The 12,405-nt window shown below is 54.6% G+C and carries 9 protein-coding genes; all 9 read right to left on the bottom strand.

Annotation, left to right across the window (positions count from 1 at the left end):
* Positions 1-3: 3 nt before the first annotated feature.
* Positions 4-2,202: a hypothetical protein gene (locus H144_RS0105760; protein WP_019941095.1), complete on the bottom strand. Its 2,199-nt coding sequence runs from the start codon at positions 2,200-2,202 to the stop codon at positions 4-6.
* The gene (locus tag H144_RS0105755) at positions 2,195-3,316 is read right to left on the bottom strand and encodes a BatA domain-containing protein (protein ID WP_019941094.1); all 1,122 of its coding nucleotides are present in this window, start codon (positions 3,314-3,316) and stop codon (positions 2,195-2,197) included. Before H144_RS0105755 ends, H144_RS0105760 begins: the two co-directional genes overlap by 8 nt.
* The gene (locus H144_RS0105750; RefSeq protein WP_019941093.1) at positions 3,316-4,224 is read right to left on the bottom strand and encodes a DUF58 domain-containing protein; all 909 of its coding nucleotides are present in this window, start codon (positions 4,222-4,224) and stop codon (positions 3,316-3,318) included. Before H144_RS0105750 ends, H144_RS0105755 begins: the two co-directional genes overlap by 1 nt.
* Before the next feature lie 20 nt (positions 4,225-4,244).
* On the bottom strand, positions 4,245-5,231 hold the full coding sequence (locus H144_RS0105745; protein WP_019941092.1) for an AAA family ATPase: 987 nt from the start codon (positions 5,229-5,231) through the stop codon (positions 4,245-4,247).
* 150 nt (positions 5,232-5,381) lie between these two features.
* Positions 5,382-5,999 (bottom strand): DUF4159 domain-containing protein, encoded by a 618-nt coding sequence (locus H144_RS0105740; protein WP_019941091.1) that lies wholly within the window; start codon positions 5,997-5,999, stop codon positions 5,382-5,384.
* A 2-nt stretch (positions 6,000-6,001) separates the two neighbouring features.
* Complete coding sequence (locus H144_RS0105735) at positions 6,002-7,339, bottom strand: TldD/PmbA family protein (protein ID WP_019941090.1); 1,338 nt, start codon at positions 7,337-7,339, stop codon at positions 6,002-6,004.
* A 116-nt stretch (positions 7,340-7,455) separates the two neighbouring features.
* Entirely contained in the window at positions 7,456-9,093 is a 1,638-nt protein-coding gene (locus H144_RS0105730; RefSeq protein ID WP_026350444.1) for a TldD/PmbA family protein, read from the bottom strand.
* Between the two features lie 137 nt (positions 9,094-9,230).
* Entirely contained in the window at positions 9,231-10,547 is a 1,317-nt protein-coding gene (locus tag H144_RS0105725; RefSeq protein WP_019941088.1) for a TldD/PmbA family protein, read from the bottom strand.
* A gap of 73 nt (positions 10,548-10,620) precedes the next feature.
* Entirely contained in the window at positions 10,621-12,264 is a 1,644-nt protein-coding gene (locus tag H144_RS0105720; RefSeq protein WP_019941087.1) for a TldD/PmbA family protein, read from the bottom strand.
* Between the last annotated feature and the right edge of the window lie 141 nt (positions 12,265-12,405).

The following is a 12,405-nucleotide window of genomic DNA, read 5'->3' as shown; positions in this document are numbered from 1 at the left end:
AGACTAGCGTAATGCTTTCCGGAACGCCGCTTCCAGTTTTTTATCTCCTACCCAGCCCGGCCGGCTCCGCAATGCGGGGCTGGCTCGCTGGTACAAATCGGTTTTAAGATTATTTGCCTCCCTGGCATTCAGCGCCCGGCCGGCAGCGAGTTTCTGCAATGCGGCAATGGTGTTCCAGTTTTGCAATCCGCCATTAAACGGGCCGCTATCCGTCAGCCTTTGCGTCATTTCCATCGCCAGCGCGGCTGTCCGGGCGGCGTCCGCCCTTCGTGATTGGTCCGTTTCCAGGTAACCCAGCAAGGTTGCCGCGAGCTCGGCCGTCGGCTTCTGGTCGAACTGCTTTTCGTACGCCCATTTCGGGACGAGGTCTTTCAGCTCGCCGGTAAGCCGCTTCTCCTGTTCTTTAATCGGCGGCGGGTCGTAACCGCTCTTTTTCACATAGGTACGTGCTTTTTGCTGGGCGGTTTTGAGGTATTCCAATGCCTTATGCTCGAATGGAAGTGCCTTTTCGGGCTCATAAGTACGTAAATGCAGCTCCGACTGCCACATTTGCTCCAAAGCCATTTTCAAAAGGCTGCGTGTCGATTGTTCGTAGAATGTATTCGTCTCGGCATCGTCGTGCGAGTGGGTGTATTGCTCCATCAATGCTGCCAGCGGGTCTTTTTCACCAGCAGGCTCGGCCTTGTGTGCGTGTTCGTCCGCATGCGCAGGTTCGCCCACGCGCGACTCGGCGCCTTCGCCCTGGCCGTCGGAATGGTGCGTGAATGCGTCGATGATATTGCCGTTGTCGGCCGCCGGGTTATCACCGCCGCCGATGCTCGTTTCAAATTCTTCGCCGAGGTATTGCCCGTACCGCAGCCGCAGCACTTTCTGGTCGAAACCGATCTCGTTGGAAGTTGCATTAAACTCATTGGTTTTGAGCCTTTTGCGCTTAGCGATCAACTTTTCCGTGTCGATGATGATCTGGCGCTGGCTGCGAAAATACTCCGGCATTATGTTCACGGCCATCGTCGCCAGCTCGGCTTCCTCCACCTTCGCGGTGTCTTTGTACACGACGAAATAGGTGTCCGACTTACTGAAATTCGCTTCCGGCTGCCGGTTATCGACCGCCGCCCAGTAGTAGTACAGCTCATCGCCCGGCGCGAACTGCAACGCATTCAAGTCAATGGTTTTCTGAATGTTAGCCTCTTTAAAATCGGCTTGACCAAGTCGCATCCTCACTTCCCGGAACTTGACATTCTCCCCCGAACCCCGCGCGACGGTAGCGACAATAAAAGCCTGTTTCACACGAAAATCATCCGATATTCTGGCCGAAACCCGGAAGTTTTTAGGGTCTTTCAAGAAATGGTATCGATATAAATCCTTTGAAGCAGGCTCGATGCGCGGCGCGAGATCGGGCAGCGCTTCGAGCTTGTAAAAATCGGACTGGTACACGAGCGAATCCTTCCAGTAACCCTTGACGGAATACAAACCGGAGCCGGTCAGCCGGTCGCGGTGCACGAACGCCCCGTGCGATTCTTTCAGAAACACCTCCTCACCCCGACTGTTGGCGATGCGGACGCTCAGGCCCTGTGCATGGTCAAAATCCACCGACCATTCTACGACCGACCCCACCAACGAACTGATATTCAAATCCGAAGAATTTTTACCCGGCAATCCCGTGTAGGCGGGCGGCGTTATTTTCACCTGCGCTGCCCGATACCGCGGAGCCTGTGGTGCTGTTTTCGGGGATAAAACCGATGGAGGCCCGGCTGTTTTCACAGGCATTTCACTGCGCGTTTTCCAATGGTCCGCACCTAGATTGATACCGGCGGCAACGATAAAAATCCCGAAATAAACCCAAAATCCGCGGAACAATTCCCTGCGCGGTACTTTTGCAGGGACGGCCGCGATCCGTTGCAGCTGCATTTGCTCAACGGGGTTCAGGTCCAGCCTGTACAAAAGGTCTAAGCTATATTCCAGACCGGGATTATGGCTATGCAGCAGCGTAATAGCATGGCGTTTGCGGTCGGTAAATGCCTTGGTGAGAAAAATCCCGATCAGACAGCCCACGGCGCTGATCATCGTTTCGAGCCACGGATGATCGCCCGGCAGCGCCCTCGCCAGCGACCGGAATGCCAGCCCCAGCAGCAGGCATTTACCAATCGCCACCCACTGGATTTGCATGTTTACCGATTTGATCCGTTTCTGTAAATCAGCCATGAGCAACCGGTTTGCGCAACGCCAGCCAGCGTTCCGTGATCAATAAACCCAAAAAAACCAGCAACAGCCAGGGCCGCAATGCCGCCCCTTTCCGGCCAGTATCCACCCCGGCCTTCTCAAATAATGCATTCAACTGGCTATTAGTCAATGCCGTTATGTCATGATCGAGTCGCGCTTTTTTCAGCATCAACTCCCCCAGCCATTCCGGCAAACGCCCGCTTTCCACGAGCTCATCATCAGCCGATTGCAGCGAATCGGGCAGAAAAATTACCGATGCCGGCGCGCCCCATTCCGGCGCAACGCCCGACACAACATATTGCGTTGCTGCTTTGGCTTGCTTCACGGGTTTATTGGTAAAAACCCAGTCGTAATGCTTGCCGGGGGTAGCATTATTTTCTATTTCAAACGGAAAACCATGCACTTCGTGCAATGCGGCGAGCGCAGCGGCCACCGTCTTATGCTCCTCTGCCTTGGGGTAGTCGAGCAGGATATGGATGTTGTTTTTGAAAACAGGCCTGTTTTCAGATAGGTCGAAACCTGCGCGGCCCGTTGTATCCGGCACCGGGAAAAGCTCGTAATTACCCGGGACATAAATGCGCGGCGCGTCCTCCGGGACGAGGCTGCTGTGAAAATACAATTTGAAAACTGTGCCGTTTTCACTTGCCAACGCATTGATATCTGTTTGCAAATCTGCCCACTCGGCTATCTGCGCAGGTGTTTCTATCAAATCGGTTGTCTTTTGCGGCGAAGCGCCAAGCCAATATACCGGCTCGCCCTTTTGCATCGCACCGTTTAGTTCAAAACGCCAGGCTTCGGTAACAAGCCGGTCGCCTTGTACGATGTGGACGACGCGCAGTCGGTTTGCGCTTTTGAGCCAATGTACCACCGGCTTGCTAAGGACCAATGCGAGTAGTGCCACTACCAGGCAACGCACAAGCATCAGCGCGACCTCGTTCAGCCGGAACCCGCGATGTTGCAGCGTAGTTTGTTCTCCCAGCCAGCGCATGGCCGCCCATTCGATGGTTTTGCCCCTTTTCTGATACCAGAAATGGATCGCCACCGGCACGGCTACGGCCAGCATTCCCCAAAGCCAATAGGATTGCAGGAACGTCATCACCCTTTTCTTCTTGTTAAAAATGCCTTCAATACCATCCCGATCGGGTCGCTCATGTACGCACGCACGAAGCGCACGTGCGGAATCTGCAATGCAGCCTTCAAATCGGCCAGATAGGTCTCCATAGCAGTGCGGTACTGCGTCGCCACGGCGTCCGCATCCAGCTCTACCTCCCGACCGCTTTCCAGGTCCCTGAACCGGTAAAATCCTTTGAGATCGAAATCCGCCTCCCGGTCGCCCAGGATTTGAAACAGCACGATCTCACGGTAAGGCCCGGCCAGTGAGCGCACCCACGACAGCCATTCGTCCTCTATTTGGAGCAAATCGCTCACCAAAATCAGCTGTTCCTTCTTTTTTGACAGAAATTCTCCACCTCCCGGATAAGCCCCGCCCGGCCCCGTCTTTTGCCACGCGCCCGAAGCCGTCGCTTTTTCCAGCCCCACCAATATCTTTTGAAAAGCCTGCCGGGCCGACGCCCCCGAACCAGTTCCGCAGATCGTCTCCGCGGCTCCGTTCTTCAAGCCGTACAGGCTCATCTGGTCGTTCTGAATATAGCACAAATAGGCCAGCGAGGCCAGCAGGATCTGCGCATATTGCAGCCTGCTCACACCATTTTCCGTATAATTCATCGACCCCGACAAATCCAGCACGAACCGAACCTGCCGGTCGCTTTCCGTCGACGATTCCCGCACAAGGTGCTTGTCTGTCCTGGCAAAAAGCTTCCAGTCGATGCGTTTCGGGTCGTCGCCGGGCTCGTAATGCCGGTACTGCTCGAATTCGATCCCGATCCCCGACCGCTTGCTGGAATGAATGCCCAGCATCAGCTCTTCGCTCACCAGTTTCCCGGTCAGTTGCAGGTTTTTGAGCTTTATGAGGCTCGATGCCAGTAGTCCGGTTGTTTTTTGCATGGTTATGTCAAACGGTTAGCCTACCGCAATGCCGCCAGCAAATTATCGATCACCTGATCGGTCGTAATACCTTCGGCTTCGGCGCGGAAATTCATGGCAATGCGGTGCCGGAGCACGGGAAATGCCAGCGTACGAATGTCGTCGGGGACGACCGAAAACCGCTCGTGCAGGACCGCCCGTGCCTTCGCGCACAATACGAGCGCCTGCCCGGCACGCGGGCCCGCGCCCCAGTCGCACCACTCGCGTACGTAATCCGAAGTGGTATTATCGGGCCGCGTCGACCGTACCAGCTGATTGATCAGCACCAGCAGCTCGTCGGCAATATGTACCTGACGTGTGAGTTTTTGAAGTTCCACCATATCCTGGTCCGATAAAATACGCCCGATTTCGGGGCGTGCCGTGCCGGTGGTGGTGCGCAAAACGTCCAGTTCCTCGTCCTCGCTCGGATAGCCGAGTTTGATATACAGCAAAAAACGGTCGAGCTGCGCTTCGGGCAACGGATAAGTTCCCGCCTGCTCGATCGGGTTCTGTGTGGCGATGATCAGGAACGGATTGGGCAATGCGTAGTTCTCGCCGCCGTAAGTAACACTTTTTTCCTGCATCGCTTCGAGCAATGCAGCCTGCGTTTTGGGTGGCGTCCGGTTGATTTCGTCGGCGAGTACCACGTTGGCAAATATCGGCCCCTGGTTGAATTTGAAGAACTTCTTGCCGGTTTCATGATCTTCCTCCAAAATCTCGGTACCGACAATGTCGCCCGGCATGAGGTCGGGTGTGAACTGCACGCGCCGGAAACTCATATGCAGCGCCTCCGACATCGTCTTGACCATCAATGTCTTGGCCAGACCCGGCACGCCTTCCAGCAGGCAATGCCCCGACGCCAGCAGGGCGATCAGTATTTCTTCGATAGCATCCTGCTGGCCGACGATCACTTTCGCGATTTCGGCTTTAAGTAGTGGCAGTTTTGCGACGAGCTCGCGGTAATGGGCTGTTGTCGTTTCGTTTTCCAAGTCTTCAACGTTTTTTGACCGCCGGCCACTGACCGCCGACGGCCGATCACTTATTTGTGATCATTTACAATTGTTTGATTTTGACCGCGGACCACCGAATACTCCCCGCAATCGGCGGTCGGCGGTCGGCGGTCGCGCCGCAGGCGCCCCCTACCCCATCAGCGCATACACGACTATATTCACCCCAAACCGCGTATTGTCAATGGCCAGGAACCGTTTGTTACGGAAATCGTAGTCCCATTCGCAGCCGTAATCCTTATTGCTGTACAGGACGCCGATTTTACCGTTGATGGTGATGGCTTTGAGGTAATCGTGCACGAGGTCGTCGCCCCAGCCGTTCAGCTCGAAGGAGGTGGTCGGCGGGCCGTCGTCGAATTTGAAAAAACTGTGGTAGACAGGGTGGTTATTCGGAATTTTCTGCAATGCTTTCGGGCCGAACGTCCGGGCCATTTCCTGCTCGAACGATTTCGCAAAAAGCCCGTCGATATCGTGGTTGCAATCATCCACAAACACGAAGCCGCCATTCTGCACGTACCGTTTGAAATGGTCGCGCTCCTGGGCCGAAAACTCCACCAGTTTATGCCCGCTCAGGTAACAGAAGGGGCTTTTAAAGATTTCATTACTGCTCAATTGAACCACTTTTTCCTTCTCGTCGACCGGGATTGTGGTGTACTCGACCAGCGAATGCAGCAGATTGGACGGCATTCGCTGGTCGGTATCCCAGTTACCGGAAGTGTATTGGATTCTGGTGAAGAAAAAAGGTTTCAATACTAAACTGCGTCAGATAACGATGAGAATGTGAACTCCCGGATTTTCATCGGCGGGATCAGGTAATTGCTGTTGGTTTCCGTGCTCACGACGCGTTCGGGCTTGCCGAGCGTTTCGAGATTGTTGAGCATGATCACCGGGCTTTCGTTAAAACGGAAGTTTTTGATCGGATGTTTGATCACGCCGTTCTCAATATAGAAAGTACCGTCGCGCGTCAGGCCCGTGAGCAGGAGCGTTTGCGGATCTACCTCGCGGATGTACCACAGCTTGGTAACCAGAATGCCCCGCTGGGTAGATTTGATCAGCTCTTCCATGCTGGCCGTGCCGCCGGCCATGATCACGTTCGTCGGGAATGGTACCGGTTTTACATTGTTTTTCTGTGCCCAATAGCGGGAATACACAAGGTTTTTGACCACGCCTTTCTCAATCCAGTCGATCTTGTTCGCAGGCTGTCCATCACCCGACCAGGGCGACGACGGCAGATCCGGGTGCGTCGGGTCGGAATAAATATGGACGCGTTCGTCGACGATCTTTTCATTCAATTTGCTTTTACCGCCTGCCTTGCTGAGGAATGAGCGGCCTTCGTCGGCGCTTCTTGCGTCGAAATTGAAGAATATGTTTTCCAAAAGCACCGCTGCCGCCGTCGGTTCGAGGATTACCGTGTATTTGCCTGGTTCCAATGCCTTTGCATCGACGGAGCCCTTCGATTTCTGAATGGCGATTTTGGTAGCGGCCGCGGTGTCCAGTTTGGCCACATCGCTATAACCTTTGGCCACGTAACCCGAGCCCTTGCCGTCCGGCGTGCGCACGGTGAGCGAGAAGTTGACGCTCGTGCTTGGGTAGTAGGCAAAGAGGCCTTTGGAATTCATCATCGCCGAATAGCCTTTCTGATTTTCGAGGAAACCCGCGGCGGTCATATTCTGCGTGCGCGTCAGTTCGAGGCTTTTCGATACGGCACCTGCGCGATAGTCGGGGTTAATACCGGCTGTCGATTCGAAGAAACCATTGGATTTCAAATAGGTCTGCGGTTCGAGGACGCCTACATATTCAGGGTTTTCCGGCGCCAGCCGCGCCAGTTCTTCCGACCGGCGCACCACTTTTTCAAAGGACTCTTCACTGAATTCATCGATCGTCGCCACGCCCACCTTCTTCCCGAATGCGGATTGTACCTGTAAATTCTGGTTGATCAATGCGCCGCTGGTCGACACTTCGTTACGGGCATAACGCAGGTTACCCCGCTCCTCACCCAATATATTCACCTCGCATTCATCGGCTTTGGAGTAGCTCAGTACCTTCTGGCACAGTGCTTTCGCTTCTGATTCTGTTAGTATGATGGCCATGTTGGTTTTAAATTTTGAATGACAGAATGAAATAGTCAGATTTGGTCATGAATGGTCAGAATTGTTTTTGTAGTAGTAACTTAATGACTACCCCTGACCTCCTGACAATTCATTCACTATATCTTCCTCCCGGTATTGATCACATTCACCCCGTTAAACCGGGCCGTCGAGCTGCCGTGCGATACGGCGCTGGATTGCGACGGCTGCCCTTTGCCGTCGAAGAACGAGCCGCCGAGGCGGTAGTCGCGGTCGTCGCACACCTGTACGCACGAGTTCCAGAATTCCTGCGTGTTCGACTGGTAGGCCACGTCTTTCAGCATGCCGACGATCTTGCCGTCTTTGATTTCGTAAAACAGCTGGCCGCCGAACTGGAAGTTATAGCGCTGCTGGTCGATCGAGAACGAGCCGTCGCCGATGATGTAAATGCCTTTTTTCACGTCCTTGATCATATCGTCCACAGACAATGGCGTTTTGCCCGCCGCCAGCGACACGTTCGGCATGCGCTGGAACTGCACCGAGCTCCAACTGTCGGCATAGCAGCAGCCGTGCGACTCCTTGGCACCGATAATATGCGCCTGGTCGCGGATGGCCTGGTAGTTCACCAGCACGCCGTCCTTCACCAGGTCCCACTGCTTGGTATTCACCCCTTCATCATCCCAGCCCACGGCGCCGAGCGAACCTACCTGCAACTTGTCGGCCACCAGGTTCACCTGCTTGCTGCCGTACTGGAAGTTTTTGGACTGCCATTTGTCCAGGGTCGCAAAAGATGTTCCCGCGAAATTGGCTTCGTAGCCGAGCACGCGGTCGAGTTCCAGCGGGTGGCCTACCGATTCGTGAATGGTGAGCCACAAATGCGAGGGATCGAGGATGAGGTCGTATTTTCCTGCTTCCACCGATTTGGCGGTCAGCTTATCCTTGGCTTGTTTGGCGGCGGCGGTAGCGTCTTCGAGCATATCATAGCCCTTATTGTAGCGGGTGGTCACGCCGGTAACCTTGTCCGATGGGTTTGCCTGCAAATAATCATAACCCATGCCCATCGGCGCGCTCAATGCATTGCGCGTTTCGAACTTGCCGGTCTTGGGGTCGATGGCCGTCACATTGAAGATCGGCCAGATCCGGTGAATGTCCTGGTCGATGTAGGAGCCGTCGGTAGAAGCGAAATATTTCTGCTCATTCACAAGGAACATAATGGAATTCACATAGTTAGCTCCATTCTTCATCGCCGCATCATTCACCGAAAGCAGCAGATCGACCTTTTCTTTAATGGGTACTTCAAATGCATTTTTCTTGATCGGTGCCTTCCAGCTCACTTCTCCAAATCCCTTCTGGGGCGCGAGCTGTACCGGTTCTTTCATCAACTTGGAATTGGCTTTCGCAATCGCCACCGCATCCTCGGCGGCTTTGGCCATTTGCGCCTCGTTTTTGGCGTCCACCACGGCGGCAAAACCCCAGCAGCCGTTGGCGATCACGCGCACACCTACGCCGTACGATTCGGTATTGACGATATTCTGGACCTTATCCTCGCGCGTAATCACGTATTGGTTCAGGTAGCGGCCAATGCGCACATCGGCATAGGAAGCGCCTTTGGATTTGGCGGCATTCAGGGCGGCGTCGGCTAGCCGCTTTTTCACGGCCACATCGTCGCCCGCGGCCAGAAATGCCTCCGGCGACACCGGACGGCCCGTCGCGAAGCCCGGCAACATGAACGCTCCCGTTCCCAGCCCGGCCAGTTGGATAAAATCTCGTCGTCTCAAAATGTAGATGTTTAGCTAATAGAATTGAATGGGTGAGTTGAAAAAAGTGCAATTCATAAGTTACTGAATGGCTGCACTGAGATCAACTCACCTGGTATGGGTGGCTGGATAGCGGTTTAAATGGATTACGCTTACCGCTAAACCGCGTCGGAAAGGCTTGTAAACGTGAAATCGCGGATTTTCAATGGTGGTATCAGGCTGCCGTTGGTGCGTACGGGCTTGCCGATCGCCTCCACGTTGTTGAGCATGATCACCGGGCTTTCATTGAACCGGAAGTTTTTCACGGGATATTTGATCTGACCGTTTTCGATGTAGAAGGTCCCGTCGCGCGTGAGGCCCGTGTACAGGAGCGTTTGCGGGTCCACGCTGCGGATGTACCAGAAGCGCGTGACGAGAATGCCCTTGTCCGTGCCTTTGATCAGGTCGGCGAGCGAGTCGCTGCCGCCTTCGAAAATAATGCCACCGGGCGACGGAATGGCCTTTACACCCTTCTTTTCAGCCCAGAAACGCGAATAGTACATGTTTTTGACGACGCCTTTTTCAAACCACGTCACTTTTTCCTGAGGACGGCCGTCCGCCGCGAATGGCGAACCGGGGATTTCCGCATTGGCGGGATCGGAGTAAATGGTCACCCGCTCGTCGAGCAGCTTTTCGCCCAGGCGCGTCCCGCCGCCTTTTTTGCCCAGAAAACTCCGGCCTTCGTCGGCGCTGCGGGCATCCATGCTGCGCATCATATTCTGTACGAGGTCGTGCGCGGCGGTGGGTTCGAGGATCACCGTGTACTTGCCCGGTTCCAGCGCTTTCGCATTCACGGACGCAAGCGCCTTTTGCATCGCGATTTCCGTGGCCGTCTGTGTGTTCAGTTTCGACGCGTCATTGTAATCGCGCGCCACGTAGCCCGAGCCCGTGCCGTCGGCGGTCCTCACGGTCACCGAAAAGTCCACGGAGCTGGATTTGTTATAGCCAAAAAGGCCTTTGCTGTTGCCCTGTGCCGAAAACCCGCTATTATCTTCCATATAACCCGCAGCCGTGAGGTTCTTTTTCGCGCAGGGATCGATGCTGCCGAATGCCGCTTTGGCGCGGTATTCAGGGTTAATGGCGGCTGTATTTTCGATAAATGCTTTCGTTTCGATATACTGCTGCGGCCCGAGCATGGGCATGTATTCCGGGTTATCCGGCGCCAGCCTGGCGATCTCCTCGGCCCGGCGCACGGTCTTTTCCAGCGACGCGTCGTCGAACTCATTAATCGTCGCCGTTCCCGATTTTTTACCATAAACCGCCGTCACCGAAAGCGACAGATCGGTCGTTTCTCCACTGGTAGACACCGAATTACGCGCATAACGGATATTCCCTGTACGCTCACCGGACAGCGAAACGCTGATCTCATCCGCCTTCGAATACGCCAGCACCTTATCTATGATTTTCTTTGCTTCTTCTTTGGATAAAATGGCCATTTGATGCTTTTTTATGATCGTTGTAAATGGGAGGAAGGAGGAAAGGGAGGATTCTTTTCCTCCCCCCTTCTTCCTAAATTTTCCGCCCAGTGTTAATAACATTCACCCCGTTAAACCGCGTCGTCGAGCTTCCGTGTGAGACGGCGCTGATTTGGGCCGGCTGACCTTTGCCGTCGAAGAACGAGCCGAACGTGCGGTAATCGTCTTTGTCGCAAAGCTGCGTGCACGAGTTCCAAAATTCCTGGGTGTTCGACTGGTAGGCCACGTCGTCGAGCATGCCGGCGATTTCGCCGTTTTTGATTTCGTAAAATACCTGCCCGCCAAACTGGAAGTTATACCGTTGCTGATCAATCGAATACGACCCTCGACCGATAATGTAAATGCCTTTTTCAACACCTTTGATCATATCGAGCACGCTGCGTTTTTCGGTAGCGGGTTTGAGGCTGATATTCGGCATACGCTGGAATTGAACCGAGCTCCAATCGTCGGCATAGCAGCAGCCGTGCGATTCTTTTTCACCCAAAATCTGCACCTGGTCGCGGATGGCCTGGTAGTTCACCAGAATGCCGTCCTTGATAATGTCCCATTCCTTGCAAGGCACGCCCTCGTCGTCGTAACCGACCGCGCCCAGTGTGTGCGGCTGGGTTTTATCGGCCACAATATTGACCAGCTTACTGCCGTAGTTGAAGTTCCTTGTCTTCCATTTGTCGAGCGTCGCAAAGCTGGTGCCGGCATAGTTGGCCTCGTAACCCAGCACGCGGTCAAGCTCCGTGGGGTGTCCTACCGACTCGTGGATCGTCAATCCGAGGTGGTTCGGGTCCAGTACCAGATCATATTTGCCCGGCTGCACCGACTTCGCCGTCACTTTCTCCTTCGCCTGCTTGGCGGCCATGATGGCATCTTCCACCATGTCGTAAGCATTGCGGTAACCTACCAGCCCGTTCGGGCCGGCGATTTTCTCGGTCGCCATGCCGTCGAGGTATTCGTAGCCCATGCCCATGGGCGAGCTGATCGCGTCGCGGGTTTTGAATTTTCCGGACGCCTTGTCGGTGACCGTCACGGTAAATGTCGGCCAGATCCGGTGCACGTCCTGGTCGATGAATGAGCCGTCGGTCGAGGCGAAATATTTTTGTTCGTTGACGAAAAACAAGTTGGAGGTGACGAAGTTGGCGCCATTGTCGATAGCCGCGCCGTTGACCTTCATCAGCAGGTCGATTTTCTCTTTTACGGGTATTTCAAATGCATTTTTGGTCAGGGGCGTCTTCCAGGTTTTATCGCCTACGCCTGTTTGCGGGGCCAGCACCACCGGTTCTTTCTGGAATTTGGAGTTGGCTTTGGCAATGGCCACGGCCGTGGCGGCACATTTGGCAATGCCGTCGGGCGTCACGTCACTGGTGGCAGAAAAGCCCCAGGTGCCGTTGGCGATCACCCGGATGCCGATCCCGTACGATTCGGCATTCACGATATTCTGGACCTGCTTTTCGCGCGTAAACAGGTATTGCTGCAAATAGCGGCCGATACGCACATCCGTGTACGTCGCACCCTTGTCGCGGGCAGCATTCAGCGCCGTTTCGGCCAGCTTTTTCTTGCTGGCGGCATCCAGCCAGGGCGTGAGCAATTGTTCGGCGTGCACAGGGTTCCCGATGACGGGCACCCCGGGGAGCATCATCGCCCCCAGGCCAAGGCCCGACATCTGCATGAAGTGTCTTCTTTTCATTGGTTAAGGTTATGCCGTTCCGGCAGTAGATGAAGAATTGATCGGATATCGAAACTCCAATGTAGTCAATATATCCTCAACAAATATTGCTGTGGCAATATTTTTGCGGGTTTTACCACCAACAAAAACGCCGGAAGCCTC

This window comes from Dyadobacter beijingensis DSM 21582 (genome assembly GCF_000382205.1).
GTDB lineage: Bacteria > Bacteroidota > Bacteroidia > Cytophagales > Spirosomataceae > Dyadobacter > Dyadobacter beijingensis.
Note: the sequence above shows the minus strand (reverse complement) of the source record. Positions and strands in the feature narration are given on the sequence as shown.

Bases quoted from the DNA above. Each gene is read 5' to 3' on its own strand.
- H144_RS0105760 (WP_019941095.1), bottom strand. From the start codon at position 2,202: ATGGCTGATTTACAGAAACGGATCAAATCGGTAAACATGCAAATCCAG.
- H144_RS0105735 (WP_019941090.1), bottom strand. From the start codon at position 7,339: ATGGCCATCATACTAACAGAATCAGAAGCGAAAGCACTGTGCCAGAAG.
- H144_RS0105750 (WP_019941093.1), bottom strand. From the start codon at position 4,224: ATGCAAAAAACAACCGGACTACTGGCATCGAGCCTCATAAAGCTCAAA.
- H144_RS0105720 (WP_019941087.1), bottom strand. From the start codon at position 12,264: ATGAAAAGAAGACACTTCATGCAGATGTCGGGCCTTGGCCTGGGGGCG.
- H144_RS0105755 (WP_019941094.1), bottom strand. From the start codon at position 3,316: ATGACGTTCCTGCAATCCTATTGGCTTTGGGGAATGCTGGCCGTAGCC.
- H144_RS0105725 (WP_019941088.1), bottom strand. From the start codon at position 10,547: ATGGCCATTTTATCCAAAGAAGAAGCAAAGAAAATCATAGATAAGGTG.